This window comes from Citrobacter amalonaticus Y19 (assembly GCF_000981805.1).
Lineage (GTDB): Bacteria > Pseudomonadota > Gammaproteobacteria > Enterobacterales > Enterobacteriaceae > Citrobacter_A > Citrobacter_A amalonaticus_C.
In genome coordinates, this window is the sequence record NZ_CP011132.1 from 376,962 (window position 1) to 402,313 (window position 25,352).

The following is a 25,352-nucleotide window of genomic DNA, read 5'->3' on the forward strand; positions in this document are numbered from 1 at the left end:
GAATTTATTAACGTCTGGTTGTTTTTTGTTCGAATGATAAGCCATGACTTTTTCTTTAGTATAGTGTTTTGAACTAACCTTTGATTTGATATCGATATAATCTTCCGGTTTTTGGATCCCTCCTTGCTTTAAAACGTTATAAGCGTTTAAATTGCGCCCCAGATGCTGTCAGACTGACTGCATTCAGGCGGTAAATCGAAAAACTATTCTTCGCAGTCCCGGCCAAGGAGCATATCCCGCTGGAATTGCTTAAAAAAACCGCTGTTTCTTCCCACAGGGAAAGACAATTAGTTACTTTAATCAACACCACATCCACAGGCCGTAAGCTTTATGACCCATCAGTTAAAATCGCGCGATATTATTGCGCTGGGCTTTATGACTTTTGCGCTGTTCGTCGGCGCAGGAAACATCATCTTTCCTCCAATGGTTGGTTTGCAGGCTGGCGAAAACGTCTGGATGGCGGCTGTCGGCTTTTTGATCACGGCCGTGGGGCTGCCGGTGCTGACCGTGGTCGCGCTGGCGAAAGTCGGTGGTGGTGTTGACAGTCTGAGTACCCCTATCGGTAAAGTGGCTGGCGTTCTGCTGGCGACCGTCTGTTATCTGGCCGTCGGGCCGTTATTCGCGACACCGCGCACCGCAACGGTCTCTTTTGAAGTGGGGATCGCCCCGCTGACCGGCGACTCGACTCTGCCGTTACTTATCTACAGCGTGGTCTATTTTTCGATTGTGATTCTGGTGTCGCTGTATCCGGGTAAACTGCTGGATACCGTGGGTAACTTCCTGGCGCCGCTGAAGATTCTGGCGTTGATTGTGCTCTCCGTTGCGGCGATCATCTGGCCTGCCGGCCCGATCAGCCGTTCAATAGAAGCCTATCAGACGGCGGCATTTTCCAATGGCTTCGTTAATGGTTACCTGACGATGGATACGCTGGGCGCGATGGTCTTTGGTATCGTTATTGTTAACGCCGCGCGTTCTCGCGGCGTAACCGAAGCGCGTCTGTTGACCCGTTATACCGTATGGGCTGGCCTGATGGCGGGCGTCGGATTAACGCTGCTGTATCTGGCGCTGTTCCGCCTCGGATCAGACAGCGCGACGCTGGTCGATCAGTCGGCGAACGGCGCAGCCATTCTGCACGCGTATGTCCAGCATACCTTTGGCGGTGCGGGTAGCCTGCTGCTGGCGGCGTTGATCTTTATCGCCTGTCTGGTGACGGCGGTCGGCCTGACCTGTGCCTGTGCGGAGTTCTTCGCTCAGTATGTACCGCTGTCCTACCGTACGCTGGTGTTCATTCTTGGCGGGTTCTCGATGGTGGTTTCCAACCTGGGGCTCAGCCATCTGATTCAGATCTCTATTCCGGTGCTGACGGCGATTTATCCCCCGTGTATCGCACTCGTTGTGTTAAGTTTTACCCGCTCATGGTGGCATAATTCGACCCGCGTCATTGCACCGGCAATGTTTATCAGCCTGATTTTTGGTATCCTTGATGGTATTAAAGCATCGGCAATCGGCGACGTGTTACCGGCCTGGACCCAGCGTTTACCGCTGGCGGAACAAGGTCTGGCGTGGTTAATGCCCACCGTCGTGATGGTGGTCCTGGCGGTTGTCTGGGATCGCGCAGCGGGTCGACAGGTGACCTCCAGCGCACACTAAGATTGCGGAAAAAGTGTTTTAACCACGGGGCTATTACTGGCCCCGTGGTTTTTTTATTGTGTTGATGGGTTAGGAATCGATGGAAAGTAATAACAAGCTGAAGCGTGGGCTAAGCACCCGACACATTCGCTTTATGGCCCTGGGCTCAGCAATTGGCACCGGGCTGTTTTATGGCTCTGCGGACGCCATCAAAATGGCCGGGCCGAGCGTGCTGCTGGCCTACATTATCGGCGGGGTGGCAGCCTATATCATTATGCGCGCGTTGGGGGAAATGTCCGTACACAACCCGTCCGCCAGCTCATTTTCGCGCTATGCGCAGGAAAACCTCGGCCCACTTGCCGGTTACATTACCGGCTGGACCTACTGTTTTGAAATCCTGATTGTCGCCATTGCCGATGTGACCGCGTTCGGCATCTATATGGGCGTCTGGTTTCCGACGGTGCCGCACTGGATCTGGGTGCTCAGCGTGGTGCTGATCATCTGCGCCATCAACCTGATGAGCGTGAAAGTGTTTGGCGAACTGGAGTTCTGGTTCTCTTTCTTTAAAGTCGCGACCATCATCATCATGATTGTGGCCGGCTTCGGCATTATCATCTGGGGGATTGGCAACGGCGAGCAACCGACCGGGATCCATAACCTGTGGAGTAACGGCGGCTTCTTCAGCAATGGCTGGCTGGGGATGGTGATGTCGCTACAGATGGTGATGTTCGCCTACGGCGGAATTGAAATCATCGGTATCACCGCCGGGGAAGCGAAGGACCCGGAGAAATCCATTCCGCGCGCCATTAACTCGGTGCCGATGCGTATTCTGGTGTTCTACGTGGGGACGCTGTTCGTCATTATGTCTATCTATCCGTGGAACCAGGTGGGAACCGACGGCAGCCCGTTTGTGCTGACCTTCCAGCATCTTGGTATTACTTTTGCCGCCAGCATTCTCAACTTTGTGGTGCTCACCGCGTCACTGTCGGCGATCAACTCTGACGTCTTTGGCGTCGGTCGTATGCTGCACGGGATGGCGGAGCAGGGCAGTGCGCCGAAAGTGTTCGCCAAAACCTCGCGCCGGGGGATCCCATGGGTCACCGTGATGGTGATGACGATTGCCCTGCTGTCCGCGGTGTATCTGAACTACATCATGCCAGAAAACGTCTTCCTGGTGATTGCGTCGCTGGCGACCTTCGCGACGGTATGGGTGTGGATTATGATCCTGCTGTCGCAAATCGCTTTCCGTCGTCGTCTGCCGCCGGAAGAGGTGAAGGCGCTGAAGTTTAAAGTGCCGGGCGGCGTGGCAACGACCATTGTGGGCCTGATTTTCCTTGTCTTTATCATCGGACTGATTGGCTATCACCCGGACACCCGCATTTCACTGTACGTTGGCTGCGGCTGGATTGTTCTGCTGATGATTGGCTGGATGTTCAAGCGCCGCCATGACCGTCAGGTTGCCGAAGCGCAGTAATGTTGTGCCGGGTGGCGTGAATGCCATCCGGCCATTTCTCCTCCCCCGAACTCCTCCCCCAATAAACCTTCAGATGATGAGTTATCCTGTAAATCGCTATGGCAAGGTGAGCTCATTTTCATCAAAGGGGATACGTGATGTTGAACGCCTGGCACCTACCGGTTGCCCCATTTGTTAAGCAAAACAAAGACCAACTAACCATTACGCTCTGGCTGACGGGAGAGAACCTGCCGCAGCGCGTCACGCTACGTGCGGAACATGACAATGAAGAAACCGCGCTGGTGATGCACAAACTGCGCGCGCAGCCGCAACCCGGCGTGACGGCCTGGCGTGCGGCGATTGATCTTCGCAGCGGACAGCCGCGTCGGCGCTACAGCTTCAAGCTGCTCTGGCTCGATCGTCAGTTGTGGTTCACGCCGCAAGGGTTCAGCCGTTTTCCACCCGCCCGTCTGGAGCAATTTGCCGTGGATGCGCCGGACAGCGGGCCGCAGTGGGTTGCCGATCAGGTTTTCTACCAAATCTTTCCTGACCGCTTCGCGCGTAGTGCGTCACGCGACGCACAGCAGGATAAGGTCTATTACCATCACGCCGCCGGGCAGGAAATTGTGCTGCGTGACTGGGACGAACCGCTGACGGCACAAGCCGGTGGATCAACCTTCTACGGCGGCGATCTCGACGGCATCTGCGAAAAGCTGCCATACCTGAAGAAGCTGGGCGTCACCGCGCTGTACCTGAATCCGGTATTCACCGCCCCGAGCGTGCATAAATATGATACCGAGGATTACCGTCACGTTGACCCGCAGTTTGGCGGCGATCCGGCGCTGTTGCGACTGCGGCTGAAAACGCAACAGCGGGGGATGCGGCTGGTGCTGGACGGCGTGTTTAACCACAGCGGCGATTCCCACGCGTGGTTTGACAGGCATCATCGCGGCTCTGGCGGCGCGTGCCACCATCCTGACTCTCCCTGGCGCGACTGGTACAGATTTTCGCCGGACGGCGTCGCGCTGGACTGGCTGGGCTACCCCAGTCTGCCGAAGCTGGATTATCAGTCCGAAAGTCTGGTCAATGAAATGTATCGTGGCGAAGACAGCATCGTTCGTCACTGGCTGAAAGCGCCGTGGAACATGGACGGCTGGCGGCTCGACGTCGTGCATATGCTGGGTGAAGCGGGCGGTGCGCGTAATAACCTTCAGCATGTCGCGGGGATCACTCAGGCGGCGAAGGAAACGCAGCCAGAAGCCTACGTCTTTGGCGAACATTTTGGTGATGCGCGACAGTGGCTGCAGGCGGATGCCGAAGATGCCGCCATGAACTACCGTGGTTTCACTTTCCCGCTATGGGGCTTCCTCGCCAATACCGATATCTCTTACGATCCCCAGCAGATTGACGCGCAAACCTGTATGGCGTGGATGGATAACTACCGCGCCGGACTCTCTCATCAACAGCAGTTGCGGATGTTCAACCAGCTCGACAGCCACGATACCGCGCGTTTCAAATCGCTGTTAGGTAAAGATGTCGCCCGCCTGCCGCTGGCGGTCGTCTGGCTGTTTAGCTGGCCCGGTGTGCCCTGTATCTATTACGGTGATGAGGTAGGGCTGGATGGCGATAACGATCCGTTCTGCCGCAAGACGTTTCCCTGGCAGGCGGAAAAACAGGATGCCACGTTGCTTGCCCTGTATCAGCGGATGGCGAAACTAAGGCATAGTATCCCGGCGCTGCGCTACGGCGGATGTCAGGTTATCTATGCAGAAGATAACGTGGTGGTATTTTTGCGCGTCTACCAGCAGCAGCGCGTGCTGGTGGCGATTAACCGCGGCGATGCCTGTGAAGTGGTACTCCCGACTTCACCGCTGCTGAACGTGACAGAATGGCACTGTAAAGAAGGGAAAGGGCAGTTGTCTGATGACATCCTGACGCTGCCGGCGATTTCCGCCACGCTCTGGCTGAGTCACTGATACAGCCGCGCGATGTCGTGGCTGGCAAGCAGCGTTTCCCGCCACCAACGATGCGCCAGCCCGTTTTGTCCATCGCGCCATGCCATATAGGCGACATCTTTTTCACGAAAAGAGATGACGCTTTTTTCAACCAGTTCGCCCGTGGCAAGCCACGGGCTGGCAATATGGCGCGGGAGAAACCCGCAGCCTATCCCGGCGCGCAGTAGTGCTACTTTGCTGTGAAAATCATCAACATGAATCTGCGACTGTTCTTCCATCAGGTTGGTTTGCATCGGGTGGCAAAAGCGCGCGCTGTCGCTGATGACAATGGCGCGGTGCAGGCAGAGTTGTTCATTAGTCAATTTGTCCGCTATTGCGGCCAGCGGGTGATTGGGCGCCACCACAAAGACATTATCCAGGGTGCCTAACATTTTGTAAGACCACGCGGCGGAGGTGGGGGGCTCATTAATCGCGCCAAGAATGATATCCGCGCCATTATGCGTTAACTCTTCCCATGACCCTGCCAGCGTGTGGTACGAAAATTTAAGCCGCGTCTGTTTGTTCAGCGCGTGAAAGGCCTCGATGAGGGGTAACAGCGCCTCAAAGGGAAAGGAGACATCCAGCGCAATGTCCAGCTCTTTCTCCCAGCCGGAGCTCAACTGCTGCGCCTGCTTTTCCAGATCTTTTGCCGCACTGAGCAGCAAACGTCCCTTTTCCAGCATCATCAGTCCGGTATCGGTGAATTTTGCCCGATGCCCGGAGCGGTCAAGCAGTTCAATGTTCAGATCTTTTTCCAGCTTCTGAATCATATAGCTGAGTGCCGCGGGCGTCTTAAACAACGATTCAGCTGCGGCGGCAAACGTCCCGTATTTGTCGATGGCGTCCAGTATAAGCAAAACGTCCAGATTAATGCGCATAGGTTGAAAATGTCCCTGAAAATAAACCCTTCTGTTGTACCGAATGACGAGAAACAAAACCAGTGAATAAATTAGACGGAAGATGCGCATTTTTTTGAAAGTGTAAAGATATATCGTCCGAAAAGTTTATTTCACAGAACGGTAAGTTTTCTTTAATAAGTCGTTAGAAATTTCCAACTATACTAAACAGGCTTTCTGATTCAGGATTTGATGGCTGACGGCAGATACCAAACATCAATTTCTAACTGATTAATTAAGGAAGTATATTATGTCTATTCGGGAACTGATTAATCCATCAAACTCGTCGCTTATTTTTATTGACCATCAGCCGCAAATGGCATTTGGGGTGGCTAATATTGATCGCCAGACGTTGAAAAATAATACGGTTGCGCTGGCGAAGGCAGGCAAAATATTTAATGTGCCGGTCATTTATACGTCAGTCGAAACAAAAAGTTTTAGTGGTTACATCTGGCCTGAGTTACTGGCTGTACACCCGGATGTGAAACCTATCGAACGTACCTCTATGAACTCCTGGGAAGACGCGGCATTTGTGAAAGCCGTGGCGGCGACCGGACGTAAAAAACTGATTATCTCTGCGCTATGGACCGAAGTGTGCCTGACTTTCCCGGCGCTGATGGCGCTGGAAGCCGGTTACGAAGTGTATGTCGTAACGGACACCTCCGGCGGCACCTCTGTTGATGCGCATGAACGCGCCATTGACCGTATGGTGCAGGCCGGTGCCGTCCCGGTGACCTGGCAGCAGGTTCTGCTGGAGTACCAGCGTGACTGGTCGCGGAAGGAGACTTATGACGCGGTGATGAGTCTGGTTCGTGAACACAGCGGCGCCTACGGTATGGGCGTGGATTATGCCTACACCATGGTACATGGCGCACCGGAACGCAAAGCATAAACCCCCTTCATCCTTCACGCCGCAGCGACGCGACATGAAGGATGTTGTGTCGTGGAATGTCTGGCTTATGGCGGGGCAACCCGCCATTAACCTTCAGCAAGGAATCTGTCATGGCGCAAAATACACATGTGACGTTGGTGATTACGCATACGCTGCAGCCTGATCAGGCGGCGCGCTATGAGTTATGGCTAGGGAAAATTATGCCTGTTGCCGCCTCGTATCCCGGTCATCTTGGTGCGAACGTGATTCGTCCGACGGACGGGCAGAATCTGTGGAACATCATTATTCGCTTCGACACGCTCGAACATCTCTACAACTGGACGCAGTCGGATACGCGGCGACTTCTGGTCGAGGAGATCGCCCCGCTGCTGGCGGAAGGCGATAAAACCGAGATCCACACCGAAGCGGCATTCTGGTTTACGCCGCCCGCGCCGCATGTCCGTCAACCACTGCGCTGGAAGCAGTTTCTGATCACCCTGTTGGTTATTTTCCCCAGCACCAATCTGGTGCCGTGGTTGACCGGCATGCTATTGCCCTCGTTGAAGGGAACGCTATTACTGCATCTGATCAACGATGCCTGTGTGGTTGCGCTGGTGGTCTGGTTGTGGATGCCCATCGTAACCCGTTTGTTTGCCGGTTGGCTGAAAAAAGCCTGATCGGCTCGTCAGGAGAGCGTTATGTCTCAAACTGCCTCATTGATTCTGACCCACGGAAAAATACATACCCTCGACAGCCACCGCCCTCAGGCTGACGCCGTGGCGATTAAGGACGGAAAAATTCTCGCCACGGGAACGCACGATCAGGTGATGCGTTTTGCGGCTGATGGTACGCAGGTGGTGGATCTGAAAGGTCACACTGTGATTCCGGGGCTGAATGATTCCCACCTGCACCTGATCCGTGGTGGGTTGAATTACAACCTTGAGCTGCGCTGGGAAGGGGTACCGTCCGTGGCCGATGCGCTGCGTATGTTGAAAGAACAGGCTGACCGCACCCCGTCGCCGCAGTGGGTTCGCGTGGTGGGCGGCTGGAGTGAATTTCAGTTTGCCGAACGACGGATGCCAACGCTGGAAGAGCTCAACGATGCCGCGCCGGATACCCCCGTTTTCGTTCTGCATCTCTACGATCGCGCGCTGCTAAACCGCGCGGCGCTGAAAGCCGTGGGATACACCAAAGCGACGCCCGATCCGGCGGGCGGCGAAATCGTCCGCGATAGCAACGGCAATCCCACCGGGATGCTGATCGCCAAACCTAACGCCATGATCCTCTATTCGACGTTGGCGAAAGGGCCGAAACTGCCGCTGGAGATGCAGGTAAACTCCACGCGCCAGTTTATGCGCGAACTGAATCGTCTCGGGTTGACCAGCGCCATCGACGCAGGCGGTGGTTTTCAGAACTACCCGGAAGATTACGAGATCATCGAGCAGTTGCATGCCAAAAATCAGATGACGGTGCGCATTGCCTATAACCTGTTTACACAGCGACCGAAGCAGGAGCTGGACGATTTCGAACGCTGGACCGATATGCTCAAGCCGGGTCAGGGGACCGATTTCTATCGTGCGAACGGCGCCGGGGAGATGCTGGTCTTCTCCGCTGCGGACTTCGAAGACTTCCTGCAACCGCGCCCGGATTTGCCGGAAGGGATGGAGGATGAGCTGGAGCGCGTCGTGCGCCATCTGGTGGAACACCGCTGGCCGTTCCGTCTGCATGCCACTTACGATGAGTCGATCAGCCGGATGCTGGATGTGTTCGAGAAAGTGAACCGTGATATTCCGTTTAATGGCCTGCACTGGTTCTTCGATCACGCCGAGACCATCAGCGAGCGCAATATCGATCGCGTGAAAGCGCTGGGCGGCGGCATTGCGGTACAGCATCGCATGGCATTCCAGGGCGAATATTTTATCGACCGCTACGGGAAAGAGGCGGTGAAACATACGCCGCCGGTGGCGAAAATGTTGGCCGCCGGGGTGCCGGTGGGGCTTGGAACGGATGCCACTCGCGTCGCCAGCTATAACCCGTGGACGGCGCTGTACTGGCTGGTTTCCGGGCGTACGGTCGGCGGAACGGCGATGTATGACGATAACAACCGTCTGCCGCGCGACGTGGCGCTGGAACTGTGGACGGCAGGGAGCGCGTGGTTTTCCAGCGAGCAGGGCAAGAAAGGGCGCATTGCCAACGATCAACTGGCCGACCTGGTGGTGCTGTCAAAAGACTACTTCAGCGTGCCGGAAGAGGAGATCAAAGGCATTGAGTCGGTGATGACGATTGTCGATGGCAAAGTGGTGTATGCCGCTGGTCAGTTCACTCCGCTGGCGCCGCCGTCGATTCCGGTCGTTCCGGACTGGTCTCCGGTGGTGAACGTTCCGGGACACTACCGTTCGGCGCCGCCAACCGCCGCGAAAGTGAGCGCGGTGGTGCAGATGCATCAGTGTTGCGGTAGCTGTGGCGTGCACGGTCATCAGCATGATATCGCCCGCCAGTCGGGGATCCCGGTGTCTGACGATCGGGCGTTCTGGGGCGCGCTCGGCTGCTCGTGCTTCGCGTTTTAATCCTGCCTTACAGCCTCTGTTTGCGCGCAGAGGCTGAATATATTATCTGAAAAGGAGTTCACTCTGCTAACAGATGTGGCACAAATGCAACAATTTGTGTCATTCTGGACTGTCCTAATACAGTGAAGGTGGATACATGGACGACCTTTTAATCCTTGGCTGCGTCTTGTTGTTTTTCGCGCTGGTGGTGGTGCCTGTTCTGTCGATTGTCGCCTTCAATCGCAGTTCGGCGGTGCGCGGAGAGCTTGCCCGGTTACGCCAACGGGTCGAAGACCTGGAACAACGCGGCGTCGTAGCACCTGTGGTAACACCGATGGCAGCGGCCCCGGTTCAGCCCGCAGAGACGGTTATGGAGGCAGAACCGACCCCGATCCCGGTAGCGGTGCCAGAACCTGAACTCAAACCCAAACCGACTTCGGCTAATCCCTGGCGCTCACATACGCCGCAGAAAGCGGCTATCGTCAAAGCAGAGACTCTCGTCGAAAAAGCCTCCCCTGTCGCGGGCGCGCAACCTTCTGCCTTTGGCGGCGTGATGTCGTCGCTGGTGCGCTGGTTTATGCAGGGTAACCCGATGGCAAAACTGGGGATCCTGCTTCTCTTTCTTGGCCTCTCTTTCCTGTTGCGCTATACGGTCGAGCACTCCCTGTTCCCACTTGAACTGCGCCTGGTTGCAGCGGCGCTGTTTGCGATTGTCCTGCTGGCGATAGGCTGGCGTCTGCGGCATAAACAGCCGGTTTATGCCCTCATTTTGCAGGGCGGGGCAACCGGTGCGCTCTATCTCACCGTCTTTGGCGCGTTTCGCCTCTGGCAGATGCTGCCGATGACGCTGGCCTTTGTACTGCTGGTGGTCATCTGCGCGGCAAGCGTTGGGCTGGCGATTTTGCAAAAAGCGCTCAGTCTGGCGATGCTGGCGAGCCTCGGTGGCTATCTTGCGCCATTGCTACTGTCGACGGGAAGCGGCAACTATGTGGCGCTGTTCTCCTTCTATCTGTTGCTGTCGGTCGGCATTCTGGCGATCAGCATCTGGCAACACTGGCGCGAGCTTAATCTGCTTGGGCTGCTCTTTACCTTCGGTGTGGGCGGTCTCTGGGGGCTGGATGACTATCAGTCCGCGTATTACCTGAACTGCCAACTGTTCCTGATTGCCAATATTCTACTTTTTGGTGTGCTGAGCGTGGCACTGTCGCTGCGAGCGCAGACGAAGGGTAAGCAGATTATCGATGGCGTGTTGTTGTTTGCGCCGCCGCTTATTGGCTTTGGCATGCAGTACGCCATCACCCGTCACTGGGAATATGGTCCGGCGCTCAGCGCGCTGGGCTTCGGGGGTTTTTATCTGGTGCTGGCATGGCTGGCACTGCGCCGCTATCCGTCGCTGGGGCGCCCGCTGGTGCTGGCCGCGCTGGCGCTGGGTGGGGCGTTTACCACCCTTGCGATCCCGCTGGCGCTGTCGGCGCAGTGGACGTCCATGGCCTGGGCGCTGGAAGGGCTGGGGATTTTGTGGCTGGGTGTGCAACAGCAGCAGCGACGCATGAGTTACAGCGGCACCGCGTTGCTGGTACTGGCGCTCGGCAGCGCGCTGTGGGTGCTGGAGAACGGCACCACCGCGCTTTCTGTGATGCTGATTTTTGCCGTACTCAGCGCCTGCTGGCTGGCAGGGGCGTGGCTGTGGCGTAAGATTGAACTACGCGGTAGCGCGGGACTGCTGGCGGGCGGCGTGATCTTCTGGATCGTGGCGCTCGGTGGCGCAGCGCAGTGGTTGCTGACCACCCATTCGCAGGTGATGGCGGGTGTGCTGGCGCTGATGGCCGTGTCGGTCTGGGGCTGGCGATTTGCCGCTGCCCGCCTGGCGTGGCAGGAGCTGGATATCAGCAAATGGCTACTGTGGCCGATGATGCTGACGGTAGTGGGGTATCAGATTTCTCAGCAGCAGATTTTTGCCGCGGGCTGGCAGAATCTGGCCTGGTGCCTGGCCTTACCCACTGCGGTAGCGTTGCTTCGGCGCGATGCTGAGGCGTTACCACCGCGTCTTTCCAGACTGGCGCATCTCTCGCTTTTCTGGACGATTCTGTTGGCGCTGGCGGCGGAACTGTTCTGGTTTGCCCGCGACCTGCCGTGGGGTATGGCGGCCTGGGGAAGCGGTGTGGCAATGGCGGCAGGCGGGGTGCTGATTTTCCTCGTCTCGATGGCCGTTCGTCGTCAGTTCTGGCCGTTCCGGGTCTGGCCCGCGTTGTACGCCTGTCAGGCGCTGATTCCCGTCGCGGCGGTGCTGGTCGGTCTGTTAGTGCTAACGAATTTACAGGACGGCGTGGTCTATCGTCAGACATATCTGCCGCTGATCAACCCGCTGGAAGAGGGGGCGGCTTTTGCGCTGCTGGGATTGATGGTGTTTTATCGCGGTTCCCTGCGCTTTTTCCCGGTGCAGTTGTCGGTATGTCGCCCATGGCCTGTGGTTGCGCTGATAGCGCTCGGCTTCTGGTGGCTGAATGGTATGCTGCTGCGCGCGTTGGCCTGGTATGGCGACGTGGCGTGGAGCATGGAAGCGCTGTGGCATTCACGGCTGATTCAGACCTGTTTTGCCCTGTTCTGGATGCTGATGGCGTTGGTGGTGATGTTGCGCGCGACCCGTTATCGCTCACGTCGGGAATGGTTGTGCGGGGCGGTATTGTTAGGGATTGTGATTGTGAAACTGATGCTGGTGGACAGCGCGCGTGGCGGCGGCCTGGCGCGTGCGGTCGCGTTTATCGGTGTGGCTATCCTGGTGCTCATTGTCGGGTATTTTTCACCGTTACCGCCCAAAGCTGGAGAAGAAAAATGAAATGGATGAACGCGGTATTATGTAGCGTACTGCTGGGCGTGGCAGGAACAGCCTTCAGTAGTGATGACGTGAAGGAGTCCCCGACGGATTACGCGACGGGCGTCACGCTGGAAACCCTCGGCGCATCGCCGTGGTATCGCGTGTCGCTCCCGCAGGCGGTGTATCAGGGGACCGCCTGGCCAGACTTACGCGATGTACGCGTCTTTAACCATGCCGGGGAGACGGTGCCATTTACGCTGGTGGCGCAGAAAACTCAGCCCGTTACGCCGCAAACGGTCACGTTGCGACTCTTCCCGCTGGATATGTCACCCGTCCCGCCGCGTGAGGAGGGGCGACGCAGTGGGGAATCTTTTGTCTTACGCTCGAAGACCGGTATTGAAATTCACCTGGAAAGTGATGACGTTAAGTCGGTTGGACAGAGCTATTTACTGATGCTGCCGGAGGAGATGAAAGACAGTTTTTCCCTGGAGCAGTTGCGTCTGAACTGGAATACCCCGACGGGTAACTGGCAGGGGAAAGCCTCGGTCTATGTCAGCCGTGATTTACGCTACTGGCGGACCTTGCAGGAAGAGGCGCCGCTGATGGAGCTGACGCGTGATAACGATCGGCTGAAAATGGATACCATTGGCGCCAGCCTGACGCTTTCTGCCAGTGGGAATCGTTATCTGCTGGTGATCCTCGATTCGCAAAGCCCGGCGTTGACGTTAAACAGCGTGAGCGCCATTGCCGAAAGCAGAGAACCGGAATCCGCCCGTATTGAGATCGGCGCGCAAGAAGAGAAGGTGTCAAATGACGAAGCGGTCTGGCACTGGGCGCAGCCGCAGCCGTTGACCTCGCTCAGAATCGATCTGGACGATGAAGGGGTTTTACCGGTAGAGCTGGCCTGGCGTAGCGCTGAAAAAGCGCCCTGGCAGCCGCTGACGAAAACCGTGCTTTACCGTCTGAACGGCAAGCGTTCGGAGGATATTCGCCTTTCCGGTCAACTGGTTGAGGCCGTTCGGATGACGACCATTAACGCCCGCCTGCCAGAGAGATTGCCCGCGTTGAGCGGGGCGCGGGACAGCTATCAACTGGTGTTCAATACGCAGGGGAAAGGGCCTTACATGCTGGCCTGGGGAAACCGGGCGGCGCAAAAAGCGGATATTGGTCTTGATCTGCTGATCCCGGCGTCGCTGCGTAAAACGCAGGATATTGACTCTCTGCCGGGGGCTATACCCCAGGATGATGTCGCGCTCGGCGGCGAGGCGCGACTGACGGCAACATCGGCTGCAGAGCAACAAAGTCAGTGGAAAACGGTGCTGGTGTGGGGGGCGCTGATACTCGGTGTCGCCGCGCTGGCGCTGATGGCGTGGCGTATCTGGCGGGAAGTCAAAAAGGACAGCACGCAGTAAGTCATAAAAAGGCTCGCCGTGGCGAGCCGGTCAGGTTATTAGCAAGATATCGCCCGCCCCGGCGTTGACCGGCGGCGGGTTTCTCCCTGAGACTGAGATGGCGTCAGTCTGTAAAGCCACACGTTTCTAATAGCGGTTTTGCGAGCCAAAAAGCTCGATGCGCCGCGCAATCATCTCGCGTACCGGTTTCAGCCCCTGATTGATCACTTTGCGTGGATCGTTTACGTCGTGACCGGTGTCGGCGGCAAATATCTCTTTCACTTCCTGGCACCAGGCGTACATATTTTCAGTATTGACGTTAATTTTTGCTGTACCGCAGGCAATGGCTTTACGCATGTCGTCGTCGGCAATACCGGTGCCGCCATGCAATACCAGAGGCACTTGTACCAGCCCGGAAATGGTTTTCATCTCCGTAAACCCCAGTTTAGCTTTGCCTTTATACAGTCCATGAGTTGAACCCAGCGCGGCGGCCAGACAATCGACCTGGGTTTCTTTGACCAGGGTGTAGCACTCCTGGGGATCGGCGTAAATCACCTCGGAATTGACAATGCCGTCTTCGCTGCCGGCGATGGTGCCGAGTTCCGCCTCAACCGAAATACCTTTGCTGTGGGCCAGTTCCACCAGATGACGGGTGATGGCCAGGTTCTCGTTAAACGGCAGATGCGAACCATCAAACATAATAGAACTGAATCCGGCTTCAATAGCCGCTTCGCAAGCTTCGCGGGTGGTTCCATGATCCAGGTGCAGTGCGACCGGAATATCAATGTTTAAATAATCCATCGCATTAACCACGATGTCATGAATACATTTTAATCCCAGCATATGTTTAACCGTACCGCCGGAAACACCTAAAATAACCGGAGAGCGCAGTTGTTGTCCGGTGCTTAATACGGCACCGACCCATTCCAGATTATTAATATTGAATTGCCCTACGGCATAACCGTCCCGTAGGGCATGCTGAAGCATGTCCTTCATAGAAACTAACATAATCACCTCTTGATATTAATTAAAAGCAATTACTCGCCATAATATTGCTTTAAATTTCTTTCATAGCTATTCAACGAGTTGTGGACAACGGCAAGGTCCGGCATTGATTCGCGTACGCCTTTTTTTTCTATGGAAATTGCGGCGGTCAGGCTGGCAAATAAGATAATATTATCAATATGCCATGAGTAATGAACACCGTAAGTAAAGGCTCCGTGAAATACATCTCCTGCACCCGTGGTATCAACGGCATTGCACAGCCAGGCAGGAACAATTTGCAGCATCCCATTTTTTAATAGCGCACAACCCTTTTCTCCGAGTGTAATAAATGCTTCCCCGCGACAAATTTTATTTAACTCGACCAGTGCTGCTTTAATTTCCGCTTCGGTACTCAACGCGTGGTATCCCATATAGTCACGGGCAAAATGCTCGCTGACCACAAAGTAATCGGTCCAGGCCGCTAGCTTAATATTACTGTCACGTAATGAACCGCCATCCATAACCACTCGCGCCGAGGGGAGTTTCTTAATTAAATACTCACTGATTTCTGCTTCATGACCATCAATTAATAGCGTTACTGGCTCTTCGGATGCAATCAACCGTTCAGCCAGATCGTCAAGTTTGAGCTTCTGGTCATAGGTTAGCGAAGGTGGGGTCTGCATTTTACGGGTAATAATTGTCCGCGACCCCGTTAAGCGGTTCACCAACACCGATGCCAGCGGCGTGATCATTTCATCTGAGAAGACGACCTGGCTGGTATCGACGCCCGCTTCAGCAAACTCATCGATAATACGTTGGCCGTAAAGATCCTGATTCAGATGGCCGATGTAATAAACATCTTCGCCCCATAATCCCAGTAGCCACGCTGCGTTTGCTGCCGGACCGCCGCCACTTTCAATAAAGTCATGGCAGAAATTCTTGGTATTTTCCTGCGGCCATTCGTTCAAAAAGAAAAACTGATCAAAACATGAAAATCCAATGGACAAGATAGCCATAACAACTCCTGATTATTTTGTCAGCTGCGGGAAGAAATCCCTTCCCGCAGGGAAAAATGAAACTGCTTATTCATTTTTCTTATCCGCAGTGAGCTCCTCATAGCTGAGTGTGTCACCGACCACGCGAACCGAACGGAAGCAGAATGGCACCAGCAGTGCGACAATAAGCGCCAGACAAATCAGATAGATAGTGATCTGGCCGAACTGGGTGAAGGCGTTACCAATAATAATTCCCCACACCGCGAAGTCAAAGTCAGCAAAGGTGCTGTTTTCGAAGCCCAGGTTGCCCAATGCCGGAAGCAGCATGGCTGGCAAGAAAGCAAGGAATATGCCGCCGATGAATGAGGCGATGATGCAGCCGCGTTTTCCGCCAAGCTTGTCGGCGAATACCCCGGAAGTCCCGCCGCAGAAGAAGTGCGGTACCATGCCCGGAATAATCAGCGCCATCCCCAGTCCGCCCAGCATGAGCATACCGACCAGACCGCCAACAAATGAGCTGATAAAGCCTACGACGACTGCGGTAGGGCTAAAGGTGAAGAAGACCGCGCAGTCAACGGCTGGGATCGAGTCAGGAATCAACTTCTGGCTAATCCCCTGGAATGCCGGAACCAGATCGCCGAGGATCAGTCGCACGCCGTTGTAGACGATGGCGACGCCAACCGCAAACTGCAGACCGGTAAGGATAGAGAAGATCAACATGTTCTGATCCGTTATCGTACGTAGATATTCAGTACCGGCGACGGCGCTGCATACAAAGTAGATAATGAACATCACAATCCCGGTAGTGACCGTGGTATCGCGCAAAAAGCCCCACTTTTCTGAGATTTCAGTATCGGCGAATGAGTTTGCCGGGTTACCCGTTTTTGTGGCGATCCAGGCTGAGATGTAATAGCCCAGAGAGCCAAAGTGCCCCATTGCAATGCCGCCATCCTCCGTCACCTGTTTGGTATAACGCTGACCGATTGCCGGAGAAATCGCCGACCATGAGCCGAGCAAGAATCCGCCAATTAACACTAACATCCAGCCGCGGAATTCTGCTGCCTGTAGTACCGCTGAAAACAGACACGCCAGAAAGAATGAGTGGTGGCCGGTCAGAAAGATATATTTGTACTTGGTACAGCGAGCAATAATGAGGTTAAAAATAAAACCTAACAGCAAAATGCTCATGGTTTCCACACCCAGCACTTTCTGCGCGACGGAAACAATGGCCTCGTTGTTAGGAATAACGCCGCGAATATTAAATCCGGCTTCGATAATTCCGCCAAGCGGGTTCAGGTTGGCAACGATAACTCCAGCACCTGCGCTTAACATTAAATACCCTAAAATAGGTTTTAAGGTACCGGTGAGCAATTTATTCCCAGGGGAGCGCAGCGCCACTAAACCGACAAATGCGATAATCCCCATCAGGAAGGCGGGTTGGCTAAATATTTCTGATAAGAAACTAAGAATAGCCTGCATGATCGTTCCCTCAATAATGATTAAGAGTGAGTTGCAGCAATTTTGGTGAGTGCTTCGGTAATATCTTCAGCAATCTTCGCTTTGTGTACGTAGCTACGAATAATGGCGACGTTACAGTGCGCAGGAAACTGGTTTGCCAGTTCTTTAATCGTGACATAAAGATCGGCTTTTTCTCCTACGGCGTTAGCGAAATCAACGGAAGCAACATCGGCTTTGATGCCTAATTCATCACATATTTTTTTGACATTATTCGCAGCCATTAATGAGCTGCCAATACCGTTACCACAAACCGTTCTGATAACTAACATAATGACTACTCCATTTGTTTTTGGATGAAATGTAATACGGAATTAGGGTCATTCTCCTGTTGAAGAAAGGTCACAATATCGGACTCAATCAGTGAGGCTATCAGTTGGATCATTTTTATATGACTATCGGCATTCGCGCCTGCGATGGCGATGACGACGTTAACCGGATCAAACTCCTCATGGCCAAAGGCGAGCGGTTGTTGACTGGTGACTAACGAAAATCCGGTTAGCAATGCGCCTTTTTCTGGCCGGGCATGAGGCATCGCCAGTCCATAATCGATAACAATGGCGGAACCGAAATCCCGGTAGACCTTAACCATTTCACTGACATATTCCGGGCGACAAATATTTTGCCGGACCAGTAACGAGCCAGCCTGTTCGATAGCCTGCTCGGGGCTGGAAATATTCTGCTTAAGCGCAATCAGTCCTGGGTTAAAAATAATGTCCATCATCCGATCCTTAATGCGTTCATATTCCTGAACTCGATCATGGCCAAATATATCAACAAAAATTATGAGTCAGATCACATATAGATTTTTAAATATTGAAGTCGATCACATCAGGGGAACGTTGGAATTATTTTGTCGGCAAGCAGAATATTTTTTATATTGTTTAATATCAATGAGTTGCGTTGATTATTTTTTGCGCGGAAGAAACGGAAAAGAAAGATAAGCCGTCAAATGTCTGAATTTAAAATGAAGTAATGAGATGTTAATCACAAATAATGGGGTGTTTTTTTTACAAAGTTTGAACGAGTTTGCAAAAATCAGGCCGAAGGGCGATTTTACTCATTCACGACATCAATATTGTAGGGTGGTAAGTTAGAAAGATGTTACCAGATGGTAAGGTTTAGCGTTCAGCAAACAAAAAAGGCTCGCCGTGGCGAGCCTTCTTCGTTAATTCATGCCAATTACAGGCTGGAGACGTTCTCGGTCAGGTATTTTGCAACGCCGTCCGGAGAGGCGTTCATACCTTCTTTACCTTTTTCCCACTGTGCCGGGCAAACTTCGCCGTGCTCTTCGTGGAACTGCAGCGCGTCAACCATACGCAGCATTTCGTCGATGTTACGACCCAGCGGCAGGTCGTTAACCACCTGGTGACGAACCACGCCGTTCGCGTCGATCAGGAAAGAACCACGCAGCGCAACGCCCGCTTCCGGGTGCTCGATACCGTAGGCTTTCTGAATTTCACGCTTAACGTCAGCAACCATTGCGTATTTCACTGCACCGATGCCGCCTTTGTCGACAGGGGTGTTACGCCATGCGTTGTGGACGAATTCAGAGTCAAAAGAAACGCCAACCACTTCAACGCCGCGTTTCTGGAATTCTTCGTAACGTTTGTCGAACGCGATCAGTTCAGACGGGCAAACGAAAGTGAAGTCCATCGGCCAGAAGAACAGAACGGTCGTTTTGCCGTTGGTGTGCTGTTTGAAATTGAAGTTTTCAACAATCTCACCGCTACCGAGTACCGCAGCTGCTGTGAAATCCGGAGCCTGACGAGTCACCAGTACCATATTATTCTCCTGCAAAGTTAAGGGGTTTTGGAACGCAACGCGGGCCAGTATAGAAGGTGATGGCGAATAAGACAAAGAGGCGCTGACAATCGTTCAGTGAGCTTTTGCCTATCAATCTGGCTTCTGTACACAAAATCATTCAAGGTGCATCAAGGCGGCAAGTCTGAGAACCCCAGGAGCTTACTCAAGTAAGTGACTGGGGTGAGCCGACGCAGCCAACGCAGAGGCAGTTTGAAGGATGACGTGTAAATTAAAGCTGCTTGTTTTTCGCCTGCTCCATCATGCGCGGATAAAACCGCCAGAAGCGCGCTTCCAGCGCATCGTAATGGTGGTCCAGGTCATACCAGGAGTCGCGGAGCGCATCCAGACGCGGACGGCGGCTCGCCATCCCGTTCAGCACATTCTGAATAAAATCCATATCGCGATAGCGCTCCAGCCACTTTTCTGACCACAGGTAATCGTTCAGATTGACAAAGCGCGGCGGCGAATCGGGCAGAATGGTGGAGACCTGAGCATGGGCATAGCCGACAAAGGACTGTAGCGGAAACTCAGGGGAAATTTGCGTCCAGTGGCGTGAGAGAAAATGATCCCACATCACATCCAGCGTAATGGGCGCGACGCGGCGCGTTTCGGGGCGAAACCACTCTTTTGCTTCTTTTACTTCCGGCAGATTATCGGTGAGCACGTCGATGCGACGATGCATGAAAATACCGTCCACCACCTCGGCAGGCCAGGAATCCGCGGGATTACCCCGGACAAAATCGGCCAGCAGATTGCCGGAAAGTGAGCTGTCAGCGAGATGTGCAAGGTGCAGGTGAGCTAGAAAATTCATGGTTTACTGTTTATCCAGAGGGGTAAAGGTTGCAGGGAGAACGCCCCGGCACTAGACTACCCGCCTCTTATTTTAGTCTGAGTCAGTGTCATGCGCGTTACCGATTTTTCCTTTGAATTACCCGAATCCCTGATTGCCCACTACCCACAGCCGGAACGCAGTAGCTGCCGTTTGCTGTCGCTGGACGGGCCGACGGGCGCGCTGACGCATGGTACTTTCACCGATCTGCTCGATAAGCTCAACCCTGGCGATCTGCTGGTCTTTAATAATACCCGTGTGATCCCGGCGCGTCTGTTTGGCCGTAAAGCCAGCGGTGGCAAGATTGAAGTCCTCGTTGAGCGCATGCTGGATGATAAACGCATCCTTGCACATATTCGCGCCTCCAAAGCACCGAAACCGGGCGCAGAACTGCTGCTGGGCGATGACGAAAGTATTAATGCGACGATGACAGCCCGCCACGGCGCACTGTTCGAAGTCGAGTTTAACGATGCGCGTCCGGTGTTGGATATTCTCAATGCTATCGGCCATATGCCGCTGCCGCCGTACATCGACCGTCCGGATGAAGACGCCGACCGTGAGCTTTACCAGACGGTTTACAGCGAAAAACCAGGCGCCGTAGCCGCGCCGACCGCGGGCCTGCACTTTGACGAACCGCTGCTGGAAAAACTGCGCGAGAAAGGTATTGAGATGGCGTTTGTCACGCTGCACGTCGGCGCGGGGACGTTCCAGCCGGTGCGTGTGGACACCATTGAAGATCACATCATGCATTCTGAGTATGCGGAAGTGCCGCAAGAAGTCGTGGACGCGGTGCTGGCGGCGAAAGCGCGCGGTAACCGGGTGATTGCGGTAGGGACGACCTCGGTGCGTTCTCTGGAGAGCGCAGCACAGGCGGCGAAGCACGCGCTCATTGAACCGTTCTTTGGCGACACACAAATCTTCATCTACCCAGGTTATCAATACAACGTGATTGATGCGTTGGTGACCAACTTCCATTTGCCTGAGTCGACATTGATTATGCTGGTCTCGGCGTTTGCGGGTTACCAGCATACGATGAATGCCTACAAGGCTGCGGTAGAACAAAATTATCGCTTTTTTAGCTACGGGGACGCGATGTTTATCACGTACAATCCGCAAGCTTTGAATGAACGCGTTGGGGAATAAATCCGCGGCGCTGGTTGACACGTTGGACTGTTTTTCTGACGTACTGGAGAAAAAATGAAATTCGAACTGGATACCACCGACGGACGTGCCCGCCGTGGCCGCCTGGTGTTTGATCGTGGCGTGGTGGAAACGCCTGCTTTTATGCCCGTAGGGACCTACGGCACTGTTAAAGGCATGACGCCGGAAGAAGTTGAAGCGACCGGCGCGCAAATTATCCTCGGTAATACCTTCCATCTCTGGCTGCGTCCAGGTCAGGAGATCATGAAACTGCACGGCGATCTGCATGATTTTATGCAGTGGAAAGGCCCGATTCTGACCGACTCCGGTGGTTTCCAGGTCTTCAGCCTGGGTGATATTCGTAAGATCACCGAACAAGGCGTGCACTTCCGCAATCCGATCAACGGCGATCCGATTTTCCTCGATCCCGAAAAGTCGATGGAGATTCAGTACGATCTCGGTTCCGATATTGTCATGATTTTTGACGAATGCACGCCGTACCCGGCGGACTGGGACTATGCTAAACGTTCGATGGAGATGTCGCTGCGTTGGGCGAAGCGTAGCCGTGACCGTTTTGACGGCCTGGGCAATAAAAATGCGCTTTTCGGCATCATTCAGGGCAGCGTTTACGAAGATTTACGTGATATCTCTGTGAAAGGTCTGGTAGAGATTGGCTTTGATGGCTACGCTGTCGGCGGTTTGGCTGTGGGCGAGCCCAAAGAGGACATGCACCGTATTCTGGAGCATGTTTGCCCACAAATCCCGGCAGATAAACCGCGTTACCTGATGGGCGTCGGTAAACCAGAAGATCTGGTTGAAGGCGTGCGTCGCGGCATCGACATGTTTGACTGTGTGATGCCAACCCGCAATGCCCGTAATGGTCACCTGTTCGTGACGGATGGCGTGGTGAAAATTCGCAATGCGAAGTATAAGAGCGATACCAGCCCACTCGATGCAGAGTGTGATTGCTACACCTGTCGCAATTATTCACGTGCCTACTTGCATCATCTTGATCGTTGCAACGAAATATTGGGCGCGCGACTCAACACGATTCATAACCTGCGTTACTACCAGCGTTTGATGGCGGGTTTACGCAAGGCTATTGAAGAGGGTAAATTAGAGAGCTTCGTGACCGAGTTTTACCAACGTCAGGGTCGACCGGTTCCACCTTTGAACGTTGATTAATTTTAATAATGAGGGAATTTGAATGAGCTTTTTTATTTCTGATGCGGTAGCGGCAACAGGTGCTCCGGCGCAGGGCAGCCCGATGTCTCTGATTCTGATGCTGGTGGTGTTTGGTCTGATTTTCTATTTCATGATCCTGCGTCCACAGCAGAAGCGCACCAAAGAGCATAAAAATCTGATGGCCTCCATCGCGAAAGGTGATGAAGTCCTGACTAACGGTGGCCTGGTAGGTCGAGTAACCAAAGTTGCAGAATCTGGTTACATCGCTATCGCACTGAACGATACCACTGAAGTGGTTATCAAGCGTGACTTCGTAGCTGCCGTTCTGCCGAAAGGCACCATGAAGGCGCTGTAATAGAAACTTTTCCCTAAGGGAACTGCCGTGTTAAACCGTTATCCTTTGTGGAAGTACATCATGCTGATCGTCGTCATTGTCGTCGGCCTGCTGTATGCGCTTCCCAACCTGTATGGTGAGGATCCGGCCGTTCAAATCACTGGCGCGCGCGGTGTCGCCGCCAGTGAGCAAACGCTGATCCAGGTCCAGAATACGTTACAACAAGAAAAAATTACCGCTAAGTCTGTGGCACTGGAAGAGGGCGCGATTCTTGCGCGCTTCGACACCACCGATACCCAACTGCGCGCACGTGAAGCGCTGGTGGACGTGCTGGGTGATAAATACGTCGTGGCGCTTAACCTTGCTCCGGCAACCCCGCGCTGGTTAGCGGCCATCAAAGCAGAACCGATGAAACTCGGTCTTGACCTGCGTGGCGGCGTTCACTTCCTGATGGAAGTGGATATGGATACCGCGCTGGGTAAATTGCAGGAACAAAATATTGACAGCCTGCGCAGCGATCTGCGTACAGAAGGCATTCCGTATACCACCGTTCGTAAAGAAGACAATTACGGCCTGAGCATTAACTTCCGTGATGCCAGTGCGCGTGATAAAGCGATTGCTTACCTCAGCAAGCGTCACCAGGATCTGGTGATCACAAGCCAGGGCAGCAATGCGCTGCGTGCGGTGATGACCGATGCGCGTCTGAGCGAAGCGCGTGAATACGCGGTGCAACAGAACATCAACATCCTGCGTAACCGTGTGAACCAGTTGGGCGTTGCCGAACCGGTGGTACAACGCCAGGGCGCGGATCGTATCGTGGTCGAGCTGCCGGGTATTCAGGACACGGCGCGTGCGAAAGAGATTCTCGGCGCGACGGCAACGCTGGAGTTCCGTCTGGTCAACACCAACGTTGATCAGTCTGCAGCGGCCTCTGGTCGTGTGCCGGGCGATTCCGAAGTGAAACAGTCGCGCGAAGGTCAGCCCGTCGTGCTGTACAAACGCGTGATCCTGACCGGTGACCACATCACTGACTCCACTTCCAGCCAGGACGAATACAACCAACCGCAGGTGAACATCTCGCTGGATAGCGCAGGTGGCAACATCATGTCTAACTTCACTAAGGACAACATCGGTAAACCGATGGCGACCCTGTTTGTGGAGTATAAAGACAGCGGTAAGAAAGATGCGAACGGTCGTGCGGTACTGGTGAAACAGGAAGAGGTGATTAACATCGCCAACATCCAGTCTCGTCTGGGTAACAGTTTCCGTATTACCGGGATCAACAACCCGAACGAAGCGCGTCAGCTCTCTCTGCTGCTGCGTGCCGGTGCGCTGATTGCGCCGATTCAGATTGTTGAAGAACGGACCATCGGTCCAACTCTGGGGATGCAGAACATCAAGCAGGGTCTGGAAGCGTGTCTGGCTGGTCTGGCCGTGTCCATTCTGTTCATGATTCTGTTCTACAAGAAGTTTGGTCTGATTGCGACCAGCGCGCTGGTGGCTAACCTGGTACTGATTGTCGGCATTATGTCGCTGCTGCCGGGGGCAACGCTGAGTATGCCGGGGATTGCGGGGATCGTCTTAACCCTTGCCGTCGCCGTCGATGCGAACGTCCTGATCAACGAACGTATCAAAGAAGAGTTGAGTAACGGACGTTCGGTGCAGCAGGCGATCAACGAAGGGTATGCGGGCGCGTTCAGTTCCATCTTCGATGCGAACATTACGACGCTGATTAAGGTCATCATCCTGTACGCCGTCGGCACCGGGGCAATTAAAGGGTTCGCGATTACTACCGGTATCGGTGTGGCGACGTCGATGTTTACCGCGATCGTCGGTACTCGTGCCATCGTAAACCTGTTGTATGGCGGCAAGCGCGTCAAAAAGCTGTCAATCTGAGGAGTGCGAAGTGGCACAGGAATATACTGTTGAACAATTGAACCACGGCCGTAAAGTTATCGACTTTATGCGCTGGGACTACTGGGCTTTCGGCATCTCAGGTCTGCTGCTGGTGTTGGCCATCATCGTGATGGGCGTGCGCGGCTTTAACTGGGGTCTCGATTTCACCGGTGGTACGGTGATTGAAATCACGCTGGAAAAACCGGCTGAGATGGACGTGATGCGCGACGCGCTGGAAAAAGCGGGCTTTGTTGATCCGCTTTTACAGAACTTCGGCAGCAGCCACGACATCATGGTGCGTATGCCGCCGACCGAAGGGGCAAACGGCGGTCAGGTGCTGGGTAGTAAAGTGTTGAGTGTGATTAACGAATCCACCAATCAGAACGCGGCAGTGAAGCGCATTGAATTCGTCGGACCGAGTGTGGGTGCTGATCTGGCGCAAACCGGTGCGATGGCGCTGCTGGCGGCGCTGATCTCAATCCTGGTCTACGTCGGGATCCGTTTTGAATGGCGACTGGCGGCAGGCGTTGTTATCGCGCTGGCGCACGACGTCATCATCACACTGGGGATCCTGTCGTTATTCCATATCGAGATCGACCTGACAATCGTGGCATCGCTGATGTCCGTTATCGGTTACTCGCTTAACGACAGCATCGTGGTTTCTGACCGTATTCGTGAAAACTTCCGCAAAATTCGTCGCGGGACGCCTTATGAAATCTTTAACGTGTCACTGACCCAGACGCTGCACCGTACGTTGATTACCTCCGGCACGACGTTAATGGTAATTCTGATGCTGTTCCTGTTTGGTGGTCCGGTGCTGGAAGGCTTCTCGCTGACCATGCTCATCGGGGTATCCATCGGTACGGCGTCATCCATTTACGTGGCATCGGCGCTGGCGTTGAAACTCGGCATGAAGCGTGAGCACATGCTGCAGCAGAAAGTCGAGAAAGAAGGGGCGGACCAGCCGTCTATTCTGCCGTAAACTGACATTCAGCCAATGCGTCAAATCCCGGTCATTCGATCGGGATTTTTCTTTTCTACCTTTCTCTTGTTCCGCAAACCCTACTGACACT

The 25,352-nt window shown here is 54.2% G+C and carries 21 protein-coding genes; 13 read left to right on the forward strand and 8 right to left on the reverse strand.

All coding sequences use genetic code 11. The features are described from left to right. Positions 1 to 330: 330 nt before the first annotated feature. The 3 genes from brnQ (at position 331) to malZ (ending at position 5,058) form a co-directional block, all read left to right on the forward strand. Positions 331 to 1,650: a branched-chain amino acid transporter carrier protein BrnQ gene (gene brnQ, locus F384_RS01665; RefSeq protein ID WP_046476144.1), complete on the forward strand. Its 1,320-nt coding sequence runs from the start codon at positions 331 to 333 to the stop codon at positions 1,648 to 1,650. 79 nt (positions 1,651 to 1,729) lie between these two features. After that, a complete protein-coding gene (proY, locus tag F384_RS01670; RefSeq protein WP_046476147.1) occupies positions 1,730 to 3,103 on the forward strand; it encodes a proline-specific permease ProY in 1,374 nt (457 codons plus the stop codon). 137 nt (positions 3,104 to 3,240) lie between these two features. After that, positions 3,241 to 5,058 (forward strand): maltodextrin glucosidase, encoded by a 1,818-nt coding sequence (gene malZ / locus F384_RS01675; protein ID WP_046476149.1) that lies wholly within the window; start codon positions 3,241 to 3,243, stop codon positions 5,056 to 5,058. Here malZ and F384_RS01680 read toward each other — a convergent pair. After that, the gene (locus F384_RS01680) at positions 5,052 to 5,954 is read right to left on the reverse strand and encodes a LysR family transcriptional regulator (protein ID WP_046476151.1); all 903 of its coding nucleotides are present in this window, start codon (positions 5,952 to 5,954) and stop codon (positions 5,052 to 5,054) included. The genes malZ and F384_RS01680 overlap by 7 nt on opposite strands. Before the next feature lie 268 nt (positions 5,955 to 6,222). On the opposite strand from F384_RS01680, the gene F384_RS01685 reads away from it, so the two are divergent. The 5 genes from F384_RS01685 to F384_RS01705 all read left to right on the forward strand — a co-directional run bounded on the left by F384_RS01685 (position 6,223) and on the right by F384_RS01705 (position 13,616). Then, positions 6,223 to 6,864 carry a hydrolase gene (locus F384_RS01685; RefSeq protein ID WP_046476154.1) on the forward strand — a complete coding sequence of 214 codons (642 nt, stop codon included), beginning with the start codon at positions 6,223 to 6,225 and terminating at the stop codon, positions 6,862 to 6,864. A gap of 110 nt (positions 6,865 to 6,974) precedes the next feature. Next, positions 6,975 to 7,520, forward strand: coding sequence for an antibiotic biosynthesis monooxygenase (locus F384_RS01690; protein WP_046476157.1), 546 nt, complete (start codon positions 6,975 to 6,977; stop codon positions 7,518 to 7,520). A gap of 21 nt (positions 7,521 to 7,541) precedes the next feature. Further along, a complete protein-coding gene (locus F384_RS01695; RefSeq protein WP_046476160.1) occupies positions 7,542 to 9,410 on the forward strand; it encodes an amidohydrolase in 1,869 nt (622 codons plus the stop codon). A 136-nt stretch (positions 9,411 to 9,546) separates the two neighbouring features. Then, positions 9,547 to 12,225, forward strand: a complete 2,679-nt coding sequence (locus F384_RS01700; protein ID WP_046476162.1) for a DUF2339 domain-containing protein — start codon at positions 9,547 to 9,549, stop codon at positions 12,223 to 12,225. Beyond that, positions 12,222 to 13,616: a DUF3999 domain-containing protein gene (locus F384_RS01705; RefSeq protein ID WP_046476164.1), complete on the forward strand. Its 1,395-nt coding sequence runs from the start codon at positions 12,222 to 12,224 to the stop codon at positions 13,614 to 13,616. The genes F384_RS01700 and F384_RS01705 overlap by 4 nt, the downstream gene beginning before the upstream one ends. A gap of 126 nt (positions 13,617 to 13,742) precedes the next feature. Here the strand turns inward: F384_RS01705 and fba are convergent, their stop codons facing one another. The 7 genes from fba to acpH all read right to left on the reverse strand — a co-directional run bounded on the left by fba (position 13,743) and on the right by acpH (position 19,706). Further along, the gene (gene fba / locus F384_RS01710) at positions 13,743 to 14,603 is read right to left on the reverse strand and encodes a class II fructose-1,6-bisphosphate aldolase (protein WP_046476167.1); all 861 of its coding nucleotides are present in this window, start codon (positions 14,601 to 14,603) and stop codon (positions 13,743 to 13,745) included. A 29-nt stretch (positions 14,604 to 14,632) separates the two neighbouring features. Next, entirely contained in the window at positions 14,633 to 15,595 is a 963-nt protein-coding gene (locus tag F384_RS01715) for a carbohydrate kinase family protein (protein WP_046476169.1), read from the reverse strand. Between the two features lie 66 nt (positions 15,596 to 15,661). Beyond that, positions 15,662 to 17,053 (reverse strand): PTS ascorbate transporter subunit IIC, encoded by a 1,392-nt coding sequence (locus F384_RS01720; RefSeq protein ID WP_044258993.1) that lies wholly within the window; start codon positions 17,051 to 17,053, stop codon positions 15,662 to 15,664. 20 nt (positions 17,054 to 17,073) lie between these two features. Beyond that, positions 17,074 to 17,361, reverse strand: coding sequence for a PTS sugar transporter subunit IIB (locus tag F384_RS01725; RefSeq protein WP_004099415.1), 288 nt, complete (start codon positions 17,359 to 17,361; stop codon positions 17,074 to 17,076). A 5-nt stretch (positions 17,362 to 17,366) separates the two neighbouring features. Continuing rightward, a complete protein-coding gene (locus tag F384_RS01730) occupies positions 17,367 to 17,810 on the reverse strand; it encodes a PTS sugar transporter subunit IIA (RefSeq protein WP_046476175.1) in 444 nt (147 codons plus the stop codon). Between the two features lie 461 nt (positions 17,811 to 18,271). Then, positions 18,272 to 18,874, reverse strand: coding sequence for a peroxiredoxin (locus F384_RS01735; RefSeq protein WP_043001608.1), 603 nt, complete (start codon positions 18,872 to 18,874; stop codon positions 18,272 to 18,274). A gap of 250 nt (positions 18,875 to 19,124) precedes the next feature. Continuing rightward, a complete protein-coding gene (gene acpH, locus F384_RS01740; RefSeq protein WP_046476178.1) occupies positions 19,125 to 19,706 on the reverse strand; it encodes an ACP phosphodiesterase in 582 nt (193 codons plus the stop codon). A gap of 90 nt (positions 19,707 to 19,796) precedes the next feature. Here acpH and queA point away from each other — a divergent pair, with 90 nt between their 5' ends. Genes queA through secF form a run of 5 tightly spaced genes read left to right on the forward strand, consistent with a single transcriptional unit; the run spans position 19,797 to position 25,261 of the window. Continuing rightward, positions 19,797 to 20,867, forward strand: a complete 1,071-nt coding sequence (gene queA, locus F384_RS01745) for a tRNA preQ1(34) S-adenosylmethionine ribosyltransferase-isomerase QueA (RefSeq protein WP_046476180.1) — start codon at positions 19,797 to 19,799, stop codon at positions 20,865 to 20,867. Between the two features lie 54 nt (positions 20,868 to 20,921). Then, positions 20,922 to 22,049 (forward strand): tRNA guanosine(34) transglycosylase Tgt, encoded by a 1,128-nt coding sequence (tgt, locus tag F384_RS01750; protein WP_046476183.1) that lies wholly within the window; start codon positions 20,922 to 20,924, stop codon positions 22,047 to 22,049. 22 nt (positions 22,050 to 22,071) lie between these two features. Further along, positions 22,072 to 22,404 carry a preprotein translocase subunit YajC gene (yajC, locus tag F384_RS01755; protein WP_042324569.1) on the forward strand — a complete coding sequence of 111 codons (333 nt, stop codon included), beginning with the start codon at positions 22,072 to 22,074 and terminating at the stop codon, positions 22,402 to 22,404. 27 nt (positions 22,405 to 22,431) lie between these two features. Continuing rightward, the gene (secD, locus tag F384_RS01760) at positions 22,432 to 24,279 is read left to right on the forward strand and encodes a protein translocase subunit SecD (RefSeq protein WP_080949854.1); all 1,848 of its coding nucleotides are present in this window, start codon (positions 22,432 to 22,434) and stop codon (positions 24,277 to 24,279) included. Positions 24,280 to 24,289: 10 nt separating this feature from the next. After that, positions 24,290 to 25,261, forward strand: a complete 972-nt coding sequence (gene secF, locus F384_RS01765; protein WP_046476190.1) for a protein translocase subunit SecF — start codon at positions 24,290 to 24,292, stop codon at positions 25,259 to 25,261. Positions 25,262 to 25,352 lie beyond the last annotated feature (91 nt).